Raw genomic sequence first — 21,908 nt, 5'->3', positions numbered from 1 at the left:
CTCGATGTTTCGACGATCCTCCACACGCTACGGACAGACGCCCGAACCCGTGACGCCCTACCAGCGGGCAAGTCAGGTCTGGGACGATCGGATCGGTTCTGCGCGGGTCCAGGCGAAGAACTGGCGTCTGGCCTTCTTCGGCTGCCTGGCTTTGTCCGGCGGCCTCGCCGGCGGCCTGGTGTGGCAGTCGGCGCGCGGCACTGTCGTCCCCTGGGTGGTGCAAATCGACAAGCTCGGCGAGGCGCAGGCAGTCGCGCCGGCGCAAGCCGGCTATCAGCCAAGCGACCCGCAGATCGCATTCCACCTCGCGCGGTTCATCGAGAATGTGCGCACCATCCCCGCCGACCCGGTCGTGCTGCGGCAGGATTGGTTGCGCGCGTACGACTTCACGACCGACAAGGGCGCGCTCGTCCTCAACGACTATGCACGCGGCAACGACCCATTTGCCCAAGCCGGCAAGCTTCAGGTGGCGGTCGATGTGTCGAGCGTGATCCGCGCGTCCCCGGACAGCTTCCGCGTCGCCTGGACCGAGCGGCGGTATCAGGATGGCGCGATGGCCGAGACCGCGCGCTGGTCGGCGATCCTCACGATCGCAATCCAGACGCCGCGCACGCCCGACGGCCTGCGCAAGAACCCCCTGGGTATCTTCGTCGATGCCCTCAATTGGTCGAAGGAACTCAGCCAATGACGACCCCCAAAAAGGCGGGAATGCCTCTGCCCGCAATCGGCAGTCTGATTGCCGCGATCCTGTGCGGCGGCGCCGTGCCCTGCGAAGCGCAAAGCACCCTGCCGTCCTCGCCGCGCACGGGATCTTCCGCAACGGACGCGCGCACGTCGGCTGTAGCTGACTCTCTCTCGCTGCCGACACGCAGCGCACGGAAAGAGTCGGAGGTGCCGTCCATACCGCCGAGCGCGAAGGTACGCGTCGGGAAGGCGAATGCGAGCGCGAGGATCGAACCCGATCGCGCGTCCTGGCTGAACGCGATCCAGCAATATCCCTATGCGGATGGCGCGCTGTATCAGGTCTATGCGGCGCCTGGTCGCGTCACCGACATCGCGCTGCAGACCGGCGAGGAATTGGTGGGCAGCGGACCGGTTGCGGCTGGCGACACCGTCCGCTGGATCATCGGCGATACCACCAGCGGTGTGGCTGCAAACAAGCAGGTCCATATCCTCGTAAAACCGACGCGCGCTGATCTCATGACCAACCTCGTCATCAACACCGACCGGCGTACCTATCATCTCGAGCTGAGGGCAACGCTGGCGACCTATATGGCCGCGATCTCGTGGAGCTATCCGCAGGACATGCTGATCGCGCTGAAGGCGAGCAAGGCCGAGGCCGAACGCGTCGCGCCAGTCTCCACGGGCATCGACCCGGCGACACTCAATTTCCGTTACCGGATTGAGGGTGACAAGGCCGTATGGCGTCCGGTGCGCGCGTTCGACGATGGTCGCCAAGCCTATGTCGAGTTCCCGGACGGGATCGCGACCTCGGATATGCCGCCGATTTTCGTGCTCGGTGCGGACGGCAGTGCGGAACTGGTGAACTACCGCGTACAGGGCCGCTACATGGTGGTCGACCGGCTGTTCACGGCTGCCGAACTTCGGCTCGGGGGTAGGAAGCGCGCACAGACGATCCGGATCGTACGCGACGAGCCGCGGCGTGGGGGGCGGTCATGACCGATCCAGCCGAGGCACCGTTTCCCGAGCAACCGGCGCGGGAAGATCCGGCACCTGCCGACACCGGCGAAGCGTTTCGCTTGCGAGGTGCGCCGCCGCGCGTGACCCGTCTGTCGCGCAAGGCCCTTGCGGTGCTCGGCGTTGCCACAGGCGTGGGGATCGGCGGATCGCTGATCTATGCCCTGCAGCCGCATGGACCTGTGGCACCGCCGCCGAATCTCTACAGCGCGGATCGAGCCGCCAAGGCCAGTGCCGTGACGGCGGCCCCTGCCGACTATTCGAAGATACCCAAATTGGGTCCGCCACTGCCCGGAGACCTCGGACGCCCGATCCTCAGTGCGCAGGCAAACGGCCAGATCGTTCCTGTTCCACCGATGGGAGCGTCCGCGGCACCCCCGCCCGACCCGCAGCGCGCGCGCGCAGAACAGGCGCGCCAGCGAGCAGCCCAAGAGCGCGACACCGCTCGCACCAGCAGCCTGTTCCTCGCAGGCGCCAGTGTCGGCACACCCGGCGGCGGCACGTCTGCAGTGCCCATTCCCAGCGCATCGCCGACGGCCGATGCTGGCGCTGCAGCCGCGCCGTCAATCTTACCGCCAGCAGTAGGCCAAGCATCGAACCGCGCCTTCCTGCAGGTCGGCGCGAACAAGGTGACGGAAAGCATCGAGCGCGCGACGATCCCGATATCGCCCTATGTGCTCCAGGCGGGAAGCATTATCCCGGCAGCGCTCATCACCGGCATCCGCTCCGACCTTCCCGGCCAGATCACGGCGCAGGTTACGCAGAATATCTTCGACAGCCCGACCGGCAAGATACTGCTCATCCCACAGGGCGCGCGACTGATCGGCACGTACAGCAGCGAGATCACGGTCGGACAGAACCGCGTGCTGCTCGCATGGGATCGCCTCATCCTGCTTGGCGGACGATCGATCCTGCTCGACCGCCAGCCTGGCGCGGATGCTGCCGGCATGGCGGGGTTGCAGGATCGGACCAACTACCACTGGGGCAATATGCTGAAGGCCGCTTTGGTTTCGACGCTGCTCGGCGTCGGGACCGAGCTTGCTACCGACAGCGATGACGCACTCACGCGGGCGCTGCGCTACGGAACCCAGGACACGATCAATCAGTCGGGCCGCCAATTGGTGCAGCGCGAGATGAATGTGCCGCCGACATTGACGATCCGCCCGGGCTTCCCGCTGCGCGTGATCGTGACACGCGATCTGATCCTCGAACCGCAAGGTGCCAGGCCATGACCAAATTGCGACTCGGTCGGATCGAAGACGAAAAGCCCGTGAAGGTGACGATCGAACTACCGGGCGCGGTGCACCGCGATCTCGCCCGCTATGCCGATGCGCACGCGCGCGAAACGGGCATCGAGCGCCCACTGCCGGTCGAGCGGTTGATACCGCCCATGCTCGAGCGGTTCATGGCGAGCGATCGGGCGTTCGCCCGTCGGCGTTCCCCATCTGCGGTCTAATGCCGACATTCTGGCTTGACGCGTGGCTCAAACCTCTTGTCATCGCATTGTAATCCAACAATATGATCGAGATCGCTGCCTGCAAGGGCAGCGTGTGACCGGGCTTCTGACGCGTATGTCCAGGCTTTAGCTAAAGGCGTCAGTGCGCGCTCCGCGCGCGCGTTTCCCCGCTCGGTCACTCTCTCCAAAGATGATCCGACAGATTGGGCAAGTCGGCACGATTATAATCCAATTATAAAATGGATGAGGTCGGCTCGTTATGAAATTCTCTGCTTGCGACTGAATGAGTCGTATTCAAGCAGGAGAAGTGAAATGGAACGTTCCGACATCCGCAATGATGACATCGTCGACATCGGCGATGCAACCGCCCTGACCCGCGGCGTGTCGCCGATCGGGCAAGACGACGTGGACGGCACGCTTCGGCAGTTCGCCGCCATCAGCGACGAAGATTGACCGGATCGGGCGCGCGGGGCGGTAGCTCTGCGCGCCCCTTCGCTTGCGCAGGAACAATCATGCTTAGGCTGGCCGATCATATTTATGGAACAGTTGTAGGAGAAGCGCCGATACTATTCGACGTCGCAAGAGGGCGCTATCTCTTACTGCGAGGTCCGGCAGCCGAGAATTTTCGAACTTTGTGGGATAATGAATCGACTTCGGGCGGGGTAGCTCCGCTTATCAAAGCAGGTCTCGTGCATGATGCGAGTACGGTGAAGTTCGAACCCGGCCCCCAAAGCGCGGAGGTGAGCTATGAAGATGGCTTGCAACCTTTCCCTTCGCGCAGGCTGACCCTTGGGGCGATCCACGCGCAAATCGTAGCCAGACGGGCGCTCCGTCGGCAGAGACTGCCCGGCGTTCTGAAGACGCTGCGCGCTCGCAGCGACGCCCCATCTCGAGTGATCCGATTCGCCACACACGTAACAGAGGCCGACGTATCCTCGGCATTCGTACGAACCCGACTGCTGCTGCCGTCGCTGGATCAATGCGTGGCGAGAAGCATCGCGATTGTCTCGATTCTCGGGCGATACGGCCACGACGCGACACTGATCATTGGCGTCCGGCTGCCTTTTGCAGCGCATTGCTGGGTCCAGTGCGAAAATCGCGTGGTCAGCGATCCCCTCGATCGCGCGCGCGCGTTTCAGCCGATCTTCGCCTTATGACGGCGCCGAATTTCCTGATCGTGTGCGGCGTCGAGGATTCGGCTTACCCCGGCTCTTCGCTGGACGCGGCCGAGGGGATGTCGCTGGTGTTCTCGCGGAGCGGAACAAAGGTTTGGGCAACCGACCATGTCGTCGACATCGGGGATTATGGCGTGGTGATCGGCCATCTCTTCACGCGCTCGCAGCCGAGCCGGCGGGTTTTCAAACTCACGCCCGACGAGATTTTTCGGATCCACGGATCTTCGGGGAGTAGCCTCGTTCGGGACTTTTGGGGCGGCTATGTGGCCGTCGTGGAGGCGACGGACGGGCAGCTGGAGATCATCCGGGATCCGTCTGGCGCGATCCCGGTGTACTGGCGAAGCGATGGAAGGCGCGTTTATCTCGCAACCGAGATGGAAAGGGCCCCCTTCTCGAGGGAAGACGGCCTTCGCGTCGATGCGGACCTGCTGACCGCGCATTTGTTTCAGCCGCGGCACGGCGGTCCCGAGACATGCATCGCGGGCGTTCGCGTCCTGATTCCGGGACATGCAATGCGCCTGCGCGCTGGGGCGCCGTCGACCCATGTGCTGTGGTCCCCATGGGACCATGCGACAAAGGATGCGAATCCGCGTGATTATGATCCCGAGCGCTTTCGATCGACCGTGCTCGACACGATTAGCGCGCTGGGCAGTTGTTTCCACTCTGTTTTGATCGGGGCGTCTGGCGGCCTAGATTCGAGCGTTGTTGGCGCCGGACTAGCTAGCTCCTCCGCGCGGATCTGCGGTCACACGATGGTCGGGGAAGATGCGGATAGCGACGAGCGCGCGTACGCCGAGCGCGTTGTGTCAGCGTTCGGAATGGCGTGGCAGATTGATCATTTCAGCTTGGAAGATATCGACATCGCCGCCCCTGTCGTATCGCACGTCCCGGTGCCTTTCACCGCGCATTACGCGCAGGCGATCGCCGCGGCGCGGGACAGGGCGAAGGGCGTGCGACCGATCGACGCATTCTTTTCCGGTAATGGTGGCGACAATGTCTTCTGCCTGATGCGTTCGGCGACGCCATTGGTTGATCGATTGGTCACGTGGTCTTCGCCGAGTGCGATCATCCGTACGACGTTCGACATCGCGCATCTGACCGGTGCGGATATCGGCACGATCCTACGATTGACACTCTCGCGGCTCAGCAAATCGGGCGGGAGTGTTCATGGCTCAGGAGATGCGACGTTCCTTGATCCGCGGGGCTTGAAACGTGCGCTGGACGCCCTGCCTACGCACCCTTGGCTGGAGCCACCTGGCGCAGTGCGGCCGGGAAAGCTGTCTCACGTTCGGATGATCGCGCGCGCGCAGGGCAATGACGGCTTTCACAGTCGCAGGACGCACCCGCCCTCGATCGCGCCGCTGCTGGCCCAGCCCATAGTCGAGCTCTGTCTTTGCATACCATCCTGGGCCTGGATCAGCGGCGGCGTAGATCGGTCGGTCGCGCGTCGAGCATTCCGGGGAACGTTGCCCAACGCGGTGCTGGACCGCCGCTCGAAAGGCGGGCCGAGCGGATTCATGGATCAGATCTACCGACATCATGAACGCTACGTCCGTGCGAGTCTGGAGGCTGGCGCGCTTCGTGAACTCGGAATTCTCGATCCTGCGTGGCCAAGCACTGCGCCTTCGATCAGCGACGAGAGCGATCCCGTCGCCCCTCGGCGGCTCCTGTCACTGGTCGCGGCAGAACATTGGGCCCGTTCATGGGTGTGACGTCGACGAGAGAGGCCCCGCGGTTGGCTTCTGACGCATTCCCTCCCATCGTTTGCGTCGCTCGCTCTGGTGGCCGGGCGGCGGCATGTCCCGCAACCAGAAGTCGAACCATTCCAGGTTTTCCTCCATCGCCAAGCGTCGATTCGAAGGGACATGAAAGAGATGCGTCTCATCCGACGCGGGCGTTTCGCCGGGATAGAGCGTGATTTCTGCCGGTTTGCCAGCCGCGCGCAGTGCCTGGAAAAAGTCGATCGCGCCGGGACGCGGTTCGGCGACCTGCTGCAGGATCGCGGCGTTTGCGAACCTCGCCCTGTACGATGGCGTGAGCGCCGCATAGTTCGCAGCGGCTGCGGGATCACCCGGGGGGCCGCCGTAGACGGCGCGGTAGCTGCAGGACGTGTAGCGATAGGAGGCGGGCTCGAGAAATCCGCCATCGCCGCTCGATGCGGCTTTGAAAAGGTCGGCTTGTGTGACCGCAACATTCGCAGCTTGGGAGCCCGCGCTGTAGCCGGCGATCCCGACGCGTGCCGCATCGACCAACCCTTCGCGACTGGTTTGCTGTACGACCGACTTGAACGCCTCGAGAGTGTTCAGCCAAATCCTTCGCTGAAGCTCGCGTGGTGGAAGGCGGTCCCCGCACGCATTCCAGTCGGCAATGGCTTCCTCGAGCACCGGGCTTTGTGTGGGGTAAGGGGCATTCACCAACAGGACGACATACCCCTTTTCGGCAAACAGCTGCACAGGGTAGCTCCATTGCAAATCTTCCGATCCGAAGCGCTGATCGGCGTCCGACCCATGCGTCACGAGGATGGCCGGGTAGCGCGACCCCGGCTGATAGTGCCTGGGGTAAAGTATGAAGCCCGTCGCTTTGTATCCAAGGTCATTCGTCCAGGTCCGGGCTTCCGCGCGTAGCGGCTCTACACTCGCGAAGGGGCCGGAAAGCGCGTGGAGGGGCGAAATTGCGCCGGTCGAACTGGACACCCGAACCAATTGCGGGGGCATAACGACGCCCTCACGAACGCAGACTCCATCGGTCGCGCTAGGGGTGAAGGCACAATGGGTGAGGCTTTCTGGAACCTGGATGAGCTTCGTGGCGCCGCCACGGTCGATTCGCAGCAGAGCGTATCGTGGTTGTTCGTTCAGACGAACCGCGACAATTGCGAAAGCGCCGTCGGGCGAGCGCCAGTTCCCTGGAGAGCGTAGATCCGACAACGAAGCGGTCGTCGGGCCGTAATCGATAGACTGACCATCGGGCAGATGTTCCGACAGCCGTCGAACGCCATCGACCCTCGCAACGCCAAGCGTGCCGCCATGCGGCCCGACGACGGTTTCGCGATAATTTGCTGCCGAACCGATCGGAGCGGGAGAGGAGCGCCCGCTGCGGAAATCGAAGCGAAGACGCTGGACCTGTGGATCGTTTCGATCGTCCCCCTGAATACCGTAGTCGAGATAATCCACCCCCCAGTCGGGAAGCGCGCCCAGATAGCGCGCGATCTTGTCGTCGCTTGACCGTGTCACGACCGGCAATGCGGGATTCGAACCGGTCCTTAGGAAATATCGTACGATCTGCTCGGGGGCCCATCTGCGGAGGGCACTGGCCGCGGTCACCAGCTCGTTCGTCGACACCTTTCGTGCGGCCCGTTTGGTCTCCAGCGTTGCATAGAGGAGGTGCCTGCCATCGGGAGACCAGTCATACGATACCACGCCGAAGCGGAGCGGCACGGTGTTGGTGAATCCGTAACTTGCGCCATCGGCGCTGCCAACCAGTGCGGTCACGCTGCTGACGACAAGTGGGCGGTGAGTGCCGTTATTGCTGACTTGGTAGAGTTGCACGCCATGGCCAAAATCGGCGAGTACGCTCCAGTCCGGGCTGTTCGGAATCGATCGAAGCCGATCGAGCCATGTCGAGCGAGCGAAGATCCGGTCCGTCCGGCCGTCAGCAGAGACAAGATGAAGCTCGTAATCCGGACGGTCGAGCGTGAGATTCGACCGGCGCGCGACGTAAGCAACCGATTCGTCGGCCGGCGACACTGCCACATCCTTGATCTCTGGAATCGAAAGAATGCGCTCGATCGTCCAGCGGGATGGTTGTTCGACATCCTCCGCACGCGCGAGACTGGGCGGCATCGCCGCAACGACGATGGCTGTCGCGAAGATGATATGGCGCATCATCTTACCAGGCCTTGCGTAGAGAAATGGAGATGAACCGACCGATTGGCGAGAAATTGGTGCTGTCGAACGTCGTCTCGTACGGCGAACCGGTGACGATGATCGGCGGCTTGGCGTTGAACAGATTGTTGATGGTCGCACCCAATTCGAAGCCGCCACCGGCTTGCACGATGCTGGTAAGATCGAAGGTTATAGGCCCGTTGGTAGTGTAGACTTTGGCCGTGCGCCGATCGGTCAAATCCGACGACACGTTGGCAAAGCCCGAAAGCGAAAACCGTGGTGTCGAATACGTGGCGCCGAGGCGCCCCTTGAGATGGGGAGGATTGAAGATCGTCCCGGCAAGCGGCGTGTACGGTAGGCCCGCTACCAACTGCTGCTTGCTCTCGATCCAGGTTCCATCAAGACTGAGATCGAGCTTCTGACGATCCTTGTTCCCGAGCGTGTAGCGCGCGGACGCGGTCAATCCATGGTAATTTTGCCGGGCGACATTGCGGTCGCGCTCATCGAAGATCGCCACCACCGTGCTGGGATTATACGGGAGACTTGTGCCGTTCTGCAGGCCGATCGTAGCGCCTGTGTTCAGACCCTGCTGCAGGGCCGGTGACGGATTGAGTGTTACCAGATTGGCGTAAAGGGGATTGTTGAGTCCGCCCACCGTCGAGGTGACCGGCGTCGCCACGCGATCCGTATAGTCGAAATTGAAATAGCTGATCGTCCCGGAGAAGCGTGGGAAGGAGGATGGCTTGAACTCGGCCGACAGAGTCCAGTTTTCCGAGCGCTCGGGCTTCATGTTCGGCCCAGCGCCTACCAGCACGATGAAGTTCGACCCCGTCGGGAAGCCGCGCGCGTACGCCGCGACCGGCAAAAGGACGGACGAATAGCCGGAATACTGCTGATAGAGCGTGGGCAGCCGGAACGATCGGCCCCAGCTTCCCTTCAAGGTGATCCCGGCAATCGGCGTATAGACGAAACCGGCCTTGGGAAGCGCGACTGACCCCACTCCCGAATTGGCTTCATAGCGGAAGGCGCCTGTCAGCGAGAGCGACTGGCCGAAACGCGATTCCGAGGCGGGGGCCACGAGCGGGACATACACTTCGGCATAGCCAAAGCGGTTGTCGCGATGGCGATTGAAGGCACTGCCGGTTACGCCGCCTGTGACGCTGACGAGTTCAATACCGGTTTGGCGATAGCCTCCTCCGACGGCGGCCCTGACGGCACCGGCCGGCAGTTCAAAGAGCGGTCCCTCAGCATTAATTTCGACCGAAAGGGCATCGTTGTCGTAACGACGACCGCTGGTCGAACTGAGCCGGTTGGCCGCGAAGTTGTTGGAATTGATGCGCGACTTGTCGAAGCCATAGGACGACACAAAGCGCGCGGTCCACCCTGCGCCAAGTCGGGCGGTAACGGTCGGTGCCACGACAAAATTGTACGTATTCGCGCGGGCGTCGGCGCCGCTGACGGTATGCGGCTGGCCGGTAACATAGCCCTGAACGATGTCCTGACGACCATTCTTGTAGAGGAGGTCGACATTGGCGGTCAGCGCGCCAACCTCCTGAAACAGGCTGACCAGGCCGCTGTTTCTCCCGATCCTCGGGTAAAGGGTCGAATCCGTTGCCATCTTGGTGGCGTACGACCGTTCGCCGGCTGCGATCGCGGAATTTGCGAGATAGTCGTAGACCGCCAGCACGCCGCCACCCTTCCACGTGCGGCCACCGACCGCGCTATAATGCTGCTGGAAATCGCCACCGTCGGTCGCGCCTCCCAGAGTGCCTTGAACCGACAGCCCCTGGTAGTTGCGGCGGAGGAAGACGTTGACGACGCCAGCCACGGCGTCTGCTCCGTAGATCGCAGAGGCACCATCGGTGACGATCTCGACACGGTCGACCGCAACGGCAGGGATAGCGCTGATATCGACCCCGGCGTTGATGCCGGTGTAGCTAAGCCTGCTTCCGTTCAGCAAAGTTAGCGTCGCATTCGGCCCCAGGCCGAGCAGATTGACCGAAGACGCGCCATTGGCGTTGACGTTCGCCGCCCCCTGATTTGTACCGATCCCTGGACTTTGGCCGCCCGCGAAATTCAGGGGCGAGCTTCGTAACGCTTCGCCTAGGTCGGCTTGACCGGCGCGGCGGATATCCTGCGATGTCATTGTCGTGACGGGTGCCGTCGGTGGTGCACCGCGAATGCGACTACCCGTTACGATGATGTCCGTCGCTTCGGTACCTGCCGCGGCCAAACGCCCCCTGATGATGACCGATCCATTGGCATAGGTCGCTACCAGGCCGGTGGCGCCGAGCAGCCGGTTGATCGCTTCAGCGATGGTTAGATCGCCTCGGATCGCTGGGGCGCTTAGCCCGGCAACGTCGGTTGGGGAGAACATGATCTCAACATGGGCGATTCGGCCGATATCCCGCAGGGAGCTGCCGAGATCCTGCGCTGGCAGATCATAATGTGCGATGACCGGGGCCCGCGCCATGGCTGGGGTGGCAATGGCAAGGAGCGCGGTACTCGCCAGCGTGGCCACATAAGTTCTGGAATTCATGCTTCATCCCCCATTGTATTTGGGGGCACGACGTGGCGCATGATTGTCCGAGTAGTTGACTAAGAAATATTTCGAATCAGCGCCGGATCTCGATCGCGTTCCTCCGCATATCGACGTGGAGATCGAACAGGGTCGCAAGGTTTCGCGCCAGACGTTTGCGGTCTGCAAGATCGAAGCGACCTGACACACGCAGTTGCTGCAGCGCCGGATCGCTCACTGTGATCGGTGGACCGGCGCCCTGATTGCCGCGCTCGAGAAGGTAACGAAGTGAAACATTGTCAAAATCGACTGCATGATCGCTCCACTGCGGATCGGCCGTGGGGGTCGCTGCAGATGCACCAAGCAGCGTGCCACTGACATAATCGGTCGTCTCTCCGGGTGCGAGCCGGCGGACGAGCACGTCGTCGCGTCGGGGGGAAGTGGAGGCGGCCGACGGGACGACATCGACTGAGCCTCGTATCAGAATGACGGCGACGCGACCCTGCGGACTGAGCGCTACATCAAAGATCGTGCCGCGTGCCGTCACCGAGCCGCCGCCAGCGAACACGGTGAAAGGCCGGCCATCATGCGCGACTTCGAACCGCGCGCGGCCACGCAGCAGAGTAACGTGCCGAGCGTCATGCGCGAATGCCACTTGGACGGCGCTGGCGCTGTCGAGAGTGACGACCGATCCGTCCTCGAGCCCGACCGCGTTGATGGAGGTAGCGGGTGCAGCTATCCGCCGCCCTTGCGCGACGAAGCGGCTTGCGCCGACGGCTACAGCTGTCCGTGATCGGTCGATCCCCGCGCTCGGCAACGATTGCTGAAATCTGGGCAGGAGCAGGATCAACGCAAGCGCGACAACGGTGAGGGCCGCTGCTGCCGCCATGGTAGAAACAGAGCGCCGCCGCGCCGCCGGAGGCCGTGCCGCATACCGCTGTGATCCGCGAAGCACCCGGGCCCCTTCAAAACGCTGCGTCATGCGTCGATATGCGAGCGTATGTCGCGGGTCAGCCGCAAGCCAGCGCTCTAGGTTCCGTTCTAGGCGCGGCGATTGGCGATGTTCCAGCCGCACAATCCAAGCCGCCGCGGTTGCGCGAATGCGTTCTGTCTCGGGGTCTGGTGTGGTTTGATCAGTCATCATGGTTGAGCATTCGGTCGAGATGCGTGAGGGCGCGCTTCATATGATATTGAACTGTCCACAGCGTGATGCCCAACCGTTTGGCAATCTGCGGATAGGTCAGATCGTCGGCCCGCTTTAGCAGAAAGACCATGCGCGTCCGTTCTGGCAAGGCGGCGATCGCTTCCTCGTAGCGGCGCAACGCATCGCGGACGACGAGGGGGTCTTCTTGATCCGGGGGCGTCCCGGCATCCCACTCCTCCAGCGGGACGAAGACCTCACGTTCGTGTGCCCTGCGCGCGCGATCAATCAGCAGGTTCCGCGCGATCCGTTGTAGATACGCTGCCGGATTGACGAGATGTGGCACCTGTTCCGCGCTGGCGAACCGCACGAAGGCGTCTTGCACGAGATCGGGGGCACTATGACTATTGCCGGTCCTGCGCTGAAAATATCGTAATAGTCGCGGCCCTTCCGCCACGTACAGTTCTTCCATTGTCGCGTCTGACGCGCACGCGTCCGGCGGCTGGGCGCGAAGCATATTGCGGGCAGTAGACGGCACCGGCGGTCTCGAGCAGGCGACACCAAGTCGGCCGGAATAAACCAGCCTCGTTGGCTCCATCGCTGTGCCGTCGTCCAGCCGCCGAAAGGCGCCCTTGACCGGTGCGGCCGCCCGTCCTTTGCGGACCGGCGTTCATAATGCTTGGCGGATATCTCCACGTTGCGACGGCCAAAATTCCGCAACGCAGAACTATGATGCCGATACATTCGCTGGGTAGCAAGTGGACTTGCGAAACGCAAAACCTGGTGCAGAGATAGTGTCAACGTCGGCGCGTACGTTTCTCGGTTGGACAATGCCGCATATTCGGAATGAGCGTCTTCTTGAAAGCGTCCGCCGTGGCGCGACTGCCAAGCGGGCTCGCATATGTGAAATCGGCGAATGCGGCCCAGCTGCACTTTGGTAATATGGGTGGAAACCGGAATGGCCGCTTTGGCGCGGCGATTAGGGAAAGCGGACGTTCGTGGGGTGCTTCTGAAACGTTCGCTGCGCGCCGATTCCTGGCTTGCAAGCCTGCGCCGTCGGTCTTTAAAAGAGCCGCTCGTTTAACGCGACCACCTGTGTCTTTTATTGGATTGTTGCGGCGGAAGTTGAGCGAATCCAATCATTGCTCGGTTGCCGAGCGAACGTCGCTCCACGTCATAAGAGTGAAGCCCGGGGTGAGGATCGGGCGAGGCTCGGCAGCTTCAAAGTCATGCCGAAGGATCCTATGTGGCCGGGGATTGATGAGCCGGCCATCACGGCCCCGATGCTCAAAGCGCGCCGGTCAGCGCCTGGCGGATCGGCTCGACCCAGCGATCATGATCGATGTCATAGACGATGAAATCACTGTCGAACTGCCAATAGGCCCAAGGAAAGCCATGCGCCTCGGCGTCGCGGCGGACGGTCGCGGTGTAGCGCGAACGGTCGGCGATCGGTGTGCCGCTTTTGTCGAACGCGCCGAATTCGCCGAGCAGTACCGGCCGCGCATTGGCCTTGCTCCACGCTGCGACGCTGTCGAGATCGGTCCCGATCCGCGTTTCGTCGGCAGCCGTCAGCGGAATGTCGTGGAGCGTGCGGTTGTCGGTCCAGGATGCGCCCTGATGCGTGAATCGGAACGGCTCGTAATAATGGAACGTCACGAGAATGTTGCGATCGTCGGCAGGGAGCCTGAGCTCGCCGAGTTTGGCCAGACTGTTCCAGTTGGTCGGGCCGACCACCAGTGTGCGCCTGGGATTGGTGGCGCGCACCACCGGGATGATTTGGGTGAGCAGCAGGTTCCACTGCGCCGCGTCGAGCTTGCCGTGGGGTTCGTTGAGCAGCTCGAACAGCACGCTGTCCGGCGCATCCTTGAAGCGTGTGCCGATCTGCTGCCAAAAGGCCGTGAGCTTGGGCAGACAGGCGGCGGGATCGTCCGAACAAGCGTTGAAATCATGTTCGTCGATGATCACCGAAAGCCCAGCGGCGTGCGCTTGGCGCACGACGCGGTCGAGCGTCGCGAGCCATTGCGGATCGAGCCGGTTTTCGGCGTCCATATGGCTGAAGGCTTGCAACACGAGGCGGATGAAGTCGAACCCGCCTTTGCGGATGATTGCGAAGTGGCGTGGTTGAAAACGGGCATGCGACGGGTCCTTCCATACCGGATCATAGCCGAGCACATTCACGCCGCGATGCAGGTGCGCGGCGGCGCCGAACGCGTCGTGCGCCGGCGCCGCGCCTGCTGCCGCCGGGAACAGCGCGCAACACGCGGCCAGCGCTGATCTCCAAAAATGCCTCATTCGACACTCCTCTCCACTACGATCGTCACGCGCAGATTGTCGCTGCGGGCAGCGCGGCGTTGACCGGGATCGGCAGGCCTTTGGCGCGCGCCGCGGCCTCGAGCGTCGGGCTTGGTCCGGGTAGCGACAGATCGCGCGCGGCGGCATAGAAGGGGTCGGTTTCGGCCGAGGGCAGGGCGGTGAAGCCGAACCCCATCGTCTCGTACAGCGTCAGCAGGCGCGGCAGCATTCGCGCGTCGAAGGCGCCAAGATGCATCAACAGCACGTACGGGATGTCCCGCCCGAGTGCGCGCTGCGCCAACGCGCGCGACCGAAGCGCCTGCGCGCGCGCCGCGGCGAGATAGCTGGTCTCGAGCGCGCCGATCGCGGCTTCGTCGCGCTTGCCGACACAGCGCGCATAAGCGTCGTTCCACGCATAGTCGCCAAAGCTCATCGTCACCGCGGCGATGCGGTAGCCCTCGCGGCGCAGCGCGGCGCGCACAGTATCGCGCGCCGCCGGATCGCTGCCCTCGGATAGGAAGGGGTAGCGGAACCAGCGCCAATCCTGCGCGCCAGCCGCGGCGGCGAGCGGCCCTTCATTGCGCTTAGCGTCCGCAAGGAAAGCGGCGGCGCCGACCGTCTCGAGGTTAAGATGGCTGAAGGTGTGGTTGCCGATCGGCAGGCGCGCGGCATGCCATGCCGCCAGGACCTTGGGCGAGGCAGGGTCGCCCGCGCCGAACCCGCCGTTCAGGAAACCGAAGGCTGGTGCGTGATGCGTCGCAAGCGCGGCGATGATCTCGGCGGCGATCGCCGCCCGGTCACCGCCAGCGGGAAGCGGCCCGTGCGCCCGCAGATCGTCGAATGTCAGCGCGATTTGCGGGCGCGGTGCCGCGGCGCCGCCCGACGTGCCTGTCAGGGCAAGCGCCAAAACGCCGGCCGTCGCCATCCTCCACATCCGCATGGCATCCTCTGCTCTGTCTTTGATAGCGGTATCAATAGTTTTGGTCCTCGGTGTCAAGCAACCGCGGGGTGTCGAAATCCGTCGATGCCCGCTATCGTGGCGCGATGAGGCCAGCGCTTCCCCCCGCCGCTACCGCGCGCCGCGTCGTCGAACGTCCGGCGGTCGATGCCGAGACATTCGGACGCGAGATCGCGACCGACTACCGCCCGGTGATCCTGCGCGGGCAGGTCGCGCGGTGGCGCGCGGTGGCTGCGGGGCGCGGCGGCGACCGCGCAATGGCAGAATATCTCGCCGCGTTTGGCCAGAGCGCGGGCGCGGCTGCCAAACCGCTCGAAGTGCTGATCGGCGCGCCCGAGATTGAGGGCCGCTTCTTCTACGCCGACGACACGCTGACCGGCTTCAACTTCCATCGGCAACAGGTGCCGATCGGCGCGCTCGTCGCGGAATTGCTGCGCTTTTCGGAAGCGGAAACGCCCCGGCCGCACGCGCTCTATGCCAATGCCGCGACCGCGCCCGAGCATCTGCCGGGGTGGGAAACCGACAATCCGCTCGGCCTCGGTATCGACGCCCCGGCGCGCCTGTGGATCGGCAATGCGACGCGGATCGCGACGCATTACGACGCGTCGATCAACATCGCCTGCGTCGTGGCCGGACGTCGGCGCTTCACGCTGTTCCCGCCCGAGCAATTCGAGAATCTCTATGTCGGCCCGCTTGATCATACGCTGGCCGGTCCGCCGTCGAGCCTGGTCGATCCCGACGCGCCGGATCTGCAGCGCTATCCGCGCTTCGCCGAAGCGCTGGCGCACGCGAGTGTCGCCGATCTGGAGCCGGGCGACGCGATCTTCATCCCGCCTTTGTGGTGGCATCATGTTCGGGCGTTCGATCGGCTCAATGTGCTGGTCAATTATTGGTGGGAGCATCGCTCCAGCGCGGCGTTCCTCGCCTTGGTCCACGCAATCGGCGCGGTGCGCGATCTCCCGCCGGCGGAGAAGACGGCGTGGCGGAGCTGGTACGAGCATCTCGTCTTCGCGCCCGACGCGGCGCGCGCGGGCGACCATCTGCCCGAGGCGGCGCGCGGCATCCTCGGCGCGCCCAGCGGCGCGCGCACCGGAAAGATCCGGCAGTTCCTGATCGGCATGCTAACGCGCGCCTAGCCGCCGGGCCGTCCCAGACTTTGCAGCAACGTCGCGCGCATCCGCTCAAACCCCGCGGGATCCGCCTCGCCCAATACGCCGCGGATCTCGGGCGGGAGATGCGCCACCGGATCGCCCTGCGTCTGGAAGACGAAATGATCGAACATCGTCCGCCATGCCGCGCGCTGGTCGTCGGGCAGCGCGCGCAGCGCGTAAAGCGAGAGCAGAAGTGCGTCGTACGGGCTCGCCAGCGCGGGCGCGGGATTCCACCAGTAATTGCAAAGCACGTTGACCGGCGCGAGCGAGGCGACCGCGTGCCACCAATGAAACGGGATGTAGAGCGCGTCCCCAGGCTCGAGCGTTGCGCTTTGCGCATGCGCCAGCGCGTCGGCGAAGCGGGGATAGCGCGCAAGATCGGGCGCGTCGGGATCGACCATGCTGATCGGTGTGCCGGCCGGGGTCAGCTCGTATGGGCCCATGTAGAGGTTTGCGACCTGGTCGGGCGGGAACAGCGTGAAGCGCCGCCGCCCGGCAACGACCACGCCGATATTCTCCATCAGATCGTAATGCGTCGCGACGCGGATCGCATTGCCGAGCCACAGCCGCGGCACGACGGCGCGATCAACCAGGTCAATCGCGTTGTCCGCGGCGAATCCCGGCAGCAAGTCGGGTGCGGGAATCGACTGTACCGCCATCGCATAGGGCGCGGATGCCGCGCGGTCGCGCAGCAGCCGGTCGAGAAACGGCGCGAGCGGCGAGCGCCCGCGGGTGAAATTGAGCGCGGTCAGGTCGTCGGTATAGAAGAACCGCCCCGCAATCTCGGGCGTGCCGACGATCGCGCCGACCGCTTCGTCGTGGCTGAAACGCTTCAGATAGCCGACCAGTGCTTCGTCCGACTCGCGCGCTGCCCGCACTGCGGGCCAGTCGGCGGCGAGTCCGCGCAGGACCACCGGTTGCGCCGCCGGGCGGATCTCGGCGTCAAAGCGTGCGCGGTCGATGCCGTGTCGTTCGGCAATCGGGGCGGGTGTCACAGCGGCGAGCCTCCGCCGCTGCCCCCGACATCGAACGGGGAGTCAGCGGTAAAGGAGAAATACGGTACGTCCGTGGCAGGCGCGGGCGGCGGTGGTGCCGCTACGCGCGCCGCCAACGGCGACGGCGCGGTCATGCGCAGGAAATCGCCATGTGTCGGCATGCGCTGCGCCGTGTCGAGATAGCCACGGCGCATCTGCTCGAGCGCGGCGGCGACCTTGTTCTCGTCGAGCGCATCGGCTGCGGGCTCCCACGACTGCGGCACCACCCCCTGTCCCAGACAGACCGCGACCCAGCTCGGGTTGCTGAACAGGTCGTACCCTTCGCGGAACAGGCGACCCTTGCCGGCGAACAGGTCGATCTTGCGCTGCAGGCTGTCGGGGATCGGCATCGTCCGCACCCGGTCCCAGAATGGTGAGTCGTCGCGACGCGTCGCCTTGTAATGGAGGATGATAAAGTCGCGAATGTCCTCGTAGAGATCGCGCATCTGGCGGTTGAACTCGCTGCATTCGACGGGATCGAAGCGCTTGTCAGGAAACAAGGCGATCAGCCGTTGGAGCGCCGCCTGGACGAGATGGATGCTGGTCGATTCGAGCGGTTCGATAAAGCCGCCCGCCAGCCCGAGCGCGACCACGTTGCGGTTCCAGCTTTCGCGCCGCCGCCCGGCGGTGAAACGCAACCGCCGCACCGGCGCGAGCGCCTCGCCCTCGAGGTTGGCGAGCAGCTGCGCTTCGGCTTCGTCATCGCTCAAGAAATCGCTGCAATAGACAAGCCCGTTGCCCATGCGATGCTGCAGCGGGATGCGCCATTGCCATCCGGCGGCGCGGGCGGTCGAGCGCGTGAACGGGTCGGGCTCGGCCTGATTGGGCAGGGAGCACGGCACCGCGACCGCGCGGTCGCACGGCAGCCAGTGCTGGTAGCTTTCGTATCCGGTCTCGAGCGCTTCCTCGATCAACAACCCCCGGAATCCCGAGCAATCGATGAACAGGTCGCCGGCGACGCGCCGACCGTCGTCAAGGGTTACCGCTTCGACAAAGCCGTCGGTAGGTCTCAGGTCGACGGTGGCGATCTTGCCCTCGGTCCGCGTCACCCCACGCTGCTCGGCATAGTCGCGCAGGTGCCGCGCGTAGAGCGAGGCGTCGAAATGGAAGGCGTAGAACAGCTCGCGAATCGGCGATCGGGCATCGTCCTTGGGTCGACCGAACTTGCCGTGCGCGGCGGCAACCGAGCTCATCGACCAGGCCGCGATGTCGGGAATCGACCGCCGCGCTTTCTCGCGCAACCACAGTTGGTGGAAGTGCACCCCCTGCAGATCGTGTCCATAGGTACCGAACGGGTGGAAATAGCGTTCGCCGCGCGCGCCCCAGTCGACGAATTCGATGCCGAGCTTATAGGTCCCGGCGGTCGCCGCGAGGAAGGCGTTCTCGTCGAGCCCGAGCATCTGGTTGAAATTGATCAGGGGCGGGATCGTCGCCTCGCCGACGCCGACGGTGCCGATCTCCTCGGATTCGACCAATGTGACTTCGGTATAGCCATTGTTGAGCAGCCGCGCGAAGGCGGCAGCGGCCATCCAGCCGGCCGTACCACCCCCGACGATAACGACACGGCGGATCGAATGCTCGTTCATGTGCAAATCTGTCTTGTCTGGGCCGCGCGAAACGCGGCGTGAGTCGGCGCGCGCGGCACGGCCGCGGCGATTTCGGCATGATGGCGCGCCATCGCAGCCTGGGCGGCGGCTGCGGGAACGGCGGCGACCAGCGGGTCGATCCGTCGCGGCAGGAAACCCTGGCCGAGCAGCACCGCCGCCCAGCTGTCGCGGGCAAAGGTCTCTTCTTCGTAGAACGGGAGCCGGCCTCGCTCGGCGAACTGGGCAAGCGTGTGTGCCAGGCTCGTCGGTGGGTCACTGGCGGCGACGGCGCGCCACAGCGGATCGTCGCGTTTCGCGGTGCGATAATGCGCCGCGAGGAAGTCGCGCACGCGCTCGGCCTCGGCGAGCGCCTGGCGATTATAGTCGGCGGTTTCTACCGGGGTCGGGGCGGCGCCGGGGAGCATCGCGACCAGCCGGTCGATCGCGCTCAGCGCGAGATGCAGATTGCACCATTCGAGGGGTTCGACCTCGGTCGCGGCGTCGCCGATCGCGACGCAATTGCCGCGCCACGGTGTGCGGCGCGTTCCCGGGCGCACTCGAATCGGTGCCTCAGGGGTCGCGCCGCTCGCGTTCCGCAGGATGCGCTCGGCCTTGGCATCGCTAAGATGGCTCGCAGCATAGGTCAGGCCGCTTTGCACGCCGCTGGTCCAGCGCCACCCGGCCGTATGCGCGGTGACCGTGGTGAGCACTGTCGGTTCGACCGGCATCACGGATTCCGCCAGCAGAACGCGGTCGCACGGAAGCCAGGCGCTCCACGCGTCTCGCGCGGCGTCGATCGCGCCGCGCAGCCGTGCTTCCGGACCGGTCGCGTCGATGTACAGATCGGCGGTCAAGGCGGTGCCGTCGGTACAGCTCACCCGCTCGACGATCCCGCGCGAATCCACGTCGACGCGCGCGATATCGCCGCACATCTCCCGCACGCCGACATGCAGCGCGAAGGCGCGCAGCATCGTCGCGTGGCGCCGCATGTCGAGCGTCAGGCCATATTCGTGGTTGGCGAACGGCGTTTCGGGCGTCGCCGGCATGAATCGGCCGGCGCGCGCGAGCATCGCCGCCGGGGAATAGCGGTCGAACGCGTCGCTTTGACCGTCTCGCAGCGCACGCAGCCAGTGCAGATGGAAAGCGGTCGCTCCGAACGCACGCCCATAACCGCCATAGGCATGGACGTAATCGGGCAGCCCGGTTGCCCAGCCGGAGAACAGCGTGCCAAGCCGATAACCCGCCCCGGTGCGGACGATGCCGTCCTCCGCCCCGATGCCGAGATCGCCATGGAAGCCGAGCAGCGATGGCAGGGTGCACGCAATTCGGTCAGCCAGCGCGTCGGGCGACGGGGCGACGGCCAGCAGCGTCACCTCGAGAAACGGCGCACGACGCTTGAGCGCGGCAGCAGCGCACCAGGCGGTTATACCGCCTCCGGCGACGAGCACGCGGCGGAGCGGCGCCGACCCCGTCATGCGGCCTGCGCGATCGCGCAATAGCGCTCGATGAAAGCGCGGTGGTCTGGCCGTCCCGCGACGTCGCTGGCGATCGCGGCGCGCAATATCTCGAGGCTGTGCGCGAGCGTTTCGGCCGAGGCCGTGTCAGCGCGCGGATCCCATCCGTTCGGCACGATGCCTTGTCCGAGATAGACCGCGATCCAGCTCGCCTCGAGGAACACGCCCTCGCGATATTTAACCACGCGCGCGCGTTCACGCCACAGCGCCAGCTTCTCGGCCAAGCTATCGGGGATCGGCATCGTGCGGACATAGTCCCAGAAGGCGGAATCGCTGCGTGTGGTGGCATGGTAGTGCAGAATCAGAAAATCGCGGATCCGGTCATATTCCAGATCGATGATACGGTTAAATTCGTCGCGGTCTGATTCCGCGATGTGGCGCTCGGGGAACAGCTCGATCAGCGTCGTGATCGCCTGCTGGACGAGATAGATGCTGGTCGACTCGAGCGGCTCGAGGAATCCGCTGGCAAGGCCGATCGCGACGCAATTGCCGACCCAGCTGCGCCGCCGCCGTCCGGCCTTGAAGTGCAGCAGGCGTGGCGAGGCGATCGCCTCGCCCTCGACCGCCGCCTCGAGCGCAGCCTGCGCCTGATCGTCCGAGACGAAGCTGCTGGCATAGACATAGCCGTTGCCGGTGCGGTGCTGCAGCGGGATCCGCCAACGCCACCCGGCGGGCATCGCGATCGCGCTGGTATAGGGCGTCATCGCCGTGCGGGTGCGGCACGGCATTGCCACCGCACGGTCGGTCGGCAGCCAGCGCGACCAATCCTCGAACGGTTCTTCGAGCGCTCTGCCAAGCAGCAGCGCGCGGAACCCCGAGCAATCGATGAACAGGTCGCCTTCGATCCGCTCGTCATCGTCGAGCACGATCGCGGCGATGTCCCCGCTTTCGCCATCGCGTTCGACCCGCGTTACCTTTCCCTCGGTGCGCCGTGCCCCCATTTCCTCGGCGATGCCGCGCAGGTACGGCGCAAACAGCAAGGCGTCGAATTGATACGCATAGCCGAAGGTCCCGGCGAGTTGCCGCCCGTCCGGGTCGGGGTGTGCGAAGCGACCGGCGCGCGCCAGCGCGCAGGCGTAGGAGACGGTGTCGAGCGATGGCAGTTCGGCACCTTTGCGGAGCAACCTTGTCCAATAGTGATGGAAGTCGATCGCGCCGCTGCCGCGGCCGAACGTACCGAACGGATGAATGTAGCTGTCGCCAATCTTGCCCCAATCGCGAAATTCGATGCCGAGCTTGAACGTCGCCCGCGTGCGCGCCATGAACTCGGCTTCGTTGATACCGAGCCGGACGTTGAAGGCGCGAATATGCGGCAAAGTGGCTTCGCCGACGCCGACGACGCCGATCGCCTCGGATTCGATCAGTCGCACCGAGCACGTCTCCGGCAGCAGTCGCGCAAACGCTGCCGCGGTCATCCAGCCGGCGGTACCGCCGCCGACCACCACTATCCGCATCCTTGGCTCACCCGTGGCGCGCACCGCCAACTCTCCCGTTTCGCGCCTTA

18 protein-coding genes are annotated in these 21,908 nt (G+C 64.5%); 8 read left to right on the top strand and 10 right to left on the bottom strand.

From position 1 onward, the window contains the following. Nucleotides 1-4: 4 nt before the first annotated feature. The 7 genes from trbF to H4W01_RS20445 all read left to right on the top strand — a co-directional run bounded on the left by trbF (nucleotide 5) and on the right by H4W01_RS20445 (nucleotide 6,041). Nucleotides 5-688 (top strand): conjugal transfer protein TrbF, encoded by a 684-nt coding sequence (gene trbF, locus H4W01_RS20475; protein WP_209612958.1) that lies wholly within the window; start codon nucleotides 5-7, stop codon nucleotides 686-688. After that, the gene (gene trbG / locus H4W01_RS20470) at nucleotides 685-1,680 is read left to right on the top strand and encodes a P-type conjugative transfer protein TrbG (RefSeq protein WP_209612957.1); all 996 of its coding nucleotides are present in this window, start codon (nucleotides 685-687) and stop codon (nucleotides 1,678-1,680) included. The genes trbF and trbG overlap by 4 nt, the downstream gene beginning before the upstream one ends. After that, a complete protein-coding gene (locus H4W01_RS20465) occupies nucleotides 1,677-2,930 on the top strand; it encodes a TrbI/VirB10 family protein (protein ID WP_209612956.1) in 1,254 nt (417 codons plus the stop codon). Before trbG ends, H4W01_RS20465 begins: the two co-directional genes overlap by 4 nt. Further along, on the top strand, nucleotides 2,927-3,154 hold the full coding sequence (locus H4W01_RS20460; protein WP_209612955.1) for a DUF2274 domain-containing protein: 228 nt from the start codon (nucleotides 2,927-2,929) through the stop codon (nucleotides 3,152-3,154). Before H4W01_RS20465 ends, H4W01_RS20460 begins: the two co-directional genes overlap by 4 nt. A 312-nt stretch (nucleotides 3,155-3,466) precedes the next feature. Then, nucleotides 3,467-3,607, top strand: coding sequence for a benenodin family lasso peptide (locus H4W01_RS20455; RefSeq protein WP_140851516.1), 141 nt, complete (start codon nucleotides 3,467-3,469; stop codon nucleotides 3,605-3,607). A 254-nt stretch (nucleotides 3,608-3,861) separates the two neighbouring features. Continuing rightward, complete coding sequence (locus tag H4W01_RS20450; protein ID WP_209612954.1) at nucleotides 3,862-4,311, top strand: lasso peptide biosynthesis B2 protein; 450 nt, start codon at nucleotides 3,862-3,864, stop codon at nucleotides 4,309-4,311. Beyond that, nucleotides 4,308-6,041 carry an asparagine synthase-related protein gene (locus H4W01_RS20445; protein WP_209612953.1) on the top strand — a complete coding sequence of 578 codons (1,734 nt, stop codon included), beginning with the start codon at nucleotides 4,308-4,310 and terminating at the stop codon, nucleotides 6,039-6,041. The genes H4W01_RS20450 and H4W01_RS20445 overlap by 4 nt, the downstream gene beginning before the upstream one ends. Here H4W01_RS20445 and H4W01_RS20440 read toward each other — a convergent pair. The 6 genes from H4W01_RS20440 to H4W01_RS20415 all read right to left on the bottom strand — a co-directional run bounded on the left by H4W01_RS20440 (nucleotide 6,030) and on the right by H4W01_RS20415 (nucleotide 15,086). Beyond that, nucleotides 6,030-8,213 carry a prolyl oligopeptidase family serine peptidase gene (locus H4W01_RS20440; protein ID WP_209612952.1) on the bottom strand — a complete coding sequence of 728 codons (2,184 nt, stop codon included), beginning with the start codon at nucleotides 8,211-8,213 and terminating at the stop codon, nucleotides 6,030-6,032. The genes H4W01_RS20445 and H4W01_RS20440 overlap by 12 nt on opposite strands. 1 nt (nucleotide 8,214) lies before the next feature. Then, the gene (locus H4W01_RS20435; RefSeq protein ID WP_334685386.1) at nucleotides 8,215-10,749 is read right to left on the bottom strand and encodes a TonB-dependent receptor; all 2,535 of its coding nucleotides are present in this window, start codon (nucleotides 10,747-10,749) and stop codon (nucleotides 8,215-8,217) included. A 76-nt stretch (nucleotides 10,750-10,825) separates the two neighbouring features. Beyond that, nucleotides 10,826-11,869 carry a FecR family protein gene (locus H4W01_RS20430; RefSeq protein WP_334685385.1) on the bottom strand — a complete coding sequence of 348 codons (1,044 nt, stop codon included), beginning with the start codon at nucleotides 11,867-11,869 and terminating at the stop codon, nucleotides 10,826-10,828. After that, nucleotides 11,862-12,341, bottom strand: a complete 480-nt coding sequence (locus H4W01_RS20425) for an RNA polymerase sigma factor (RefSeq protein WP_209612950.1) — start codon at nucleotides 12,339-12,341, stop codon at nucleotides 11,862-11,864. The genes H4W01_RS20430 and H4W01_RS20425 overlap by 8 nt, the downstream gene beginning before the upstream one ends. A gap of 815 nt (nucleotides 12,342-13,156) precedes the next feature. Further along, on the bottom strand, nucleotides 13,157-14,161 hold the full coding sequence (locus H4W01_RS20420) for a glycoside hydrolase family 5 protein (RefSeq protein WP_209612949.1): 1,005 nt from the start codon (nucleotides 14,159-14,161) through the stop codon (nucleotides 13,157-13,159). Nucleotides 14,162-14,186: 25 nt separating this feature from the next. Further along, nucleotides 14,187-15,086: a polysaccharide deacetylase family protein gene (locus H4W01_RS20415; protein ID WP_334685384.1), complete on the bottom strand. Its 900-nt coding sequence runs from the start codon at nucleotides 15,084-15,086 to the stop codon at nucleotides 14,187-14,189. A gap of 83 nt (nucleotides 15,087-15,169) precedes the next feature. Here H4W01_RS20415 and H4W01_RS20410 point away from each other — a divergent pair, with 83 nt between their 5' ends. Continuing rightward, a complete protein-coding gene (locus H4W01_RS20410) occupies nucleotides 15,170-16,255 on the top strand; it encodes a cupin-like domain-containing protein (RefSeq protein ID WP_334685383.1) in 1,086 nt (361 codons plus the stop codon). Here H4W01_RS20410 and H4W01_RS20405 read toward each other — a convergent pair. The 4 genes from H4W01_RS20405 to H4W01_RS20390 are packed head-to-tail and all read right to left on the bottom strand — an operon-like array spanning nucleotide 16,252 to nucleotide 21,858. Further along, nucleotides 16,252-17,265, bottom strand: coding sequence for a cupin-like domain-containing protein (locus H4W01_RS20405; protein WP_334685382.1), 1,014 nt, complete (start codon nucleotides 17,263-17,265; stop codon nucleotides 16,252-16,254). The two genes, H4W01_RS20410 and H4W01_RS20405, sit on opposite strands and share 4 nt — an antisense overlap. After that, complete coding sequence (locus tag H4W01_RS20400; protein ID WP_209612947.1) at nucleotides 17,262-18,890, bottom strand: tryptophan halogenase family protein; 1,629 nt, start codon at nucleotides 18,888-18,890, stop codon at nucleotides 17,262-17,264. Before H4W01_RS20400 ends, H4W01_RS20405 begins: the two co-directional genes overlap by 4 nt. Continuing rightward, a complete protein-coding gene (locus H4W01_RS20395; RefSeq protein WP_209612946.1) occupies nucleotides 18,887-20,365 on the bottom strand; it encodes a tryptophan halogenase family protein in 1,479 nt (492 codons plus the stop codon). The genes H4W01_RS20400 and H4W01_RS20395 overlap by 4 nt, the downstream gene beginning before the upstream one ends. Further along, complete coding sequence (locus H4W01_RS20390; RefSeq protein WP_209612945.1) at nucleotides 20,362-21,858, bottom strand: tryptophan halogenase family protein; 1,497 nt, start codon at nucleotides 21,856-21,858, stop codon at nucleotides 20,362-20,364. The genes H4W01_RS20395 and H4W01_RS20390 overlap by 4 nt, the downstream gene beginning before the upstream one ends. Nucleotides 21,859-21,908 lie beyond the last annotated feature (50 nt).

The organism is Sphingomonas sp. PL20, assembly GCF_017875905.1.
In the GTDB taxonomy this organism is placed as follows: Bacteria; Pseudomonadota; Alphaproteobacteria; order Sphingomonadales; family Sphingomonadaceae; genus Sphingomonas; species Sphingomonas echinoides.
Note: the sequence above shows the minus strand (reverse complement) of the source record. Positions and strands in the feature narration are given on the sequence as shown.

Excerpts from the sequence above, each read along its gene's own strand:
- H4W01_RS20395 (WP_209612946.1), bottom strand. The coding sequence starts at position 20,365 with ATGACGGGGTCGGCGCCGCTCCGCCGCGTGCTCGTCGCCGGAGGCGGT.
- H4W01_RS20465 (WP_209612956.1), top strand. The coding sequence starts at position 1,677 with ATGACCGATCCAGCCGAGGCACCGTTTCCCGAGCAACCGGCGCGGGAA.
- H4W01_RS20420 (WP_209612949.1), bottom strand. The coding sequence starts at position 14,161 with ATGAGGCATTTTTGGAGATCAGCGCTGGCCGCGTGTTGCGCGCTGTTC.
- H4W01_RS20415 (WP_334685384.1), bottom strand. The coding sequence starts at position 15,086 with ATGGCGACGGCCGGCGTTTTGGCGCTTGCCCTGACAGGCACGTCGGGC.
- H4W01_RS20455 (WP_140851516.1), top strand. The coding sequence starts at position 3,467 with ATGGAACGTTCCGACATCCGCAATGATGACATCGTCGACATCGGCGAT.
- trbG (WP_209612957.1), top strand. The coding sequence starts at position 685 with ATGACGACCCCCAAAAAGGCGGGAATGCCTCTGCCCGCAATCGGCAGT.
- H4W01_RS20425 (WP_209612950.1), bottom strand. The coding sequence starts at position 12,341 with ATGGAAGAACTGTACGTGGCGGAAGGGCCGCGACTATTACGATATTTT.
- H4W01_RS20460 (WP_209612955.1), top strand. The coding sequence starts at position 2,927 with ATGACCAAATTGCGACTCGGTCGGATCGAAGACGAAAAGCCCGTGAAG.
- H4W01_RS20390 (WP_209612945.1), bottom strand. The coding sequence starts at position 21,858 with ATGCGGATAGTGGTGGTCGGCGGCGGTACCGCCGGCTGGATGACCGCG.
- H4W01_RS20440 (WP_209612952.1), bottom strand. The coding sequence starts at position 8,213 with ATGATGCGCCATATCATCTTCGCGACAGCCATCGTCGTTGCGGCGATG.
- H4W01_RS20430 (WP_334685385.1), bottom strand. The coding sequence starts at position 11,869 with ATGACTGATCAAACCACACCAGACCCCGAGACAGAACGCATTCGCGCA.
- H4W01_RS20435 (WP_334685386.1), bottom strand. The coding sequence starts at position 10,749 with ATGAATTCCAGAACTTATGTGGCCACGCTGGCGAGTACCGCGCTCCTT.
- trbF (WP_209612958.1), top strand. The coding sequence starts at position 5 with ATGTTTCGACGATCCTCCACACGCTACGGACAGACGCCCGAACCCGTG.
- H4W01_RS20445 (WP_209612953.1), top strand. The coding sequence starts at position 4,308 with ATGACGGCGCCGAATTTCCTGATCGTGTGCGGCGTCGAGGATTCGGCT.
- H4W01_RS20400 (WP_209612947.1), bottom strand. The coding sequence starts at position 18,890 with ATGAACGAGCATTCGATCCGCCGTGTCGTTATCGTCGGGGGTGGTACG.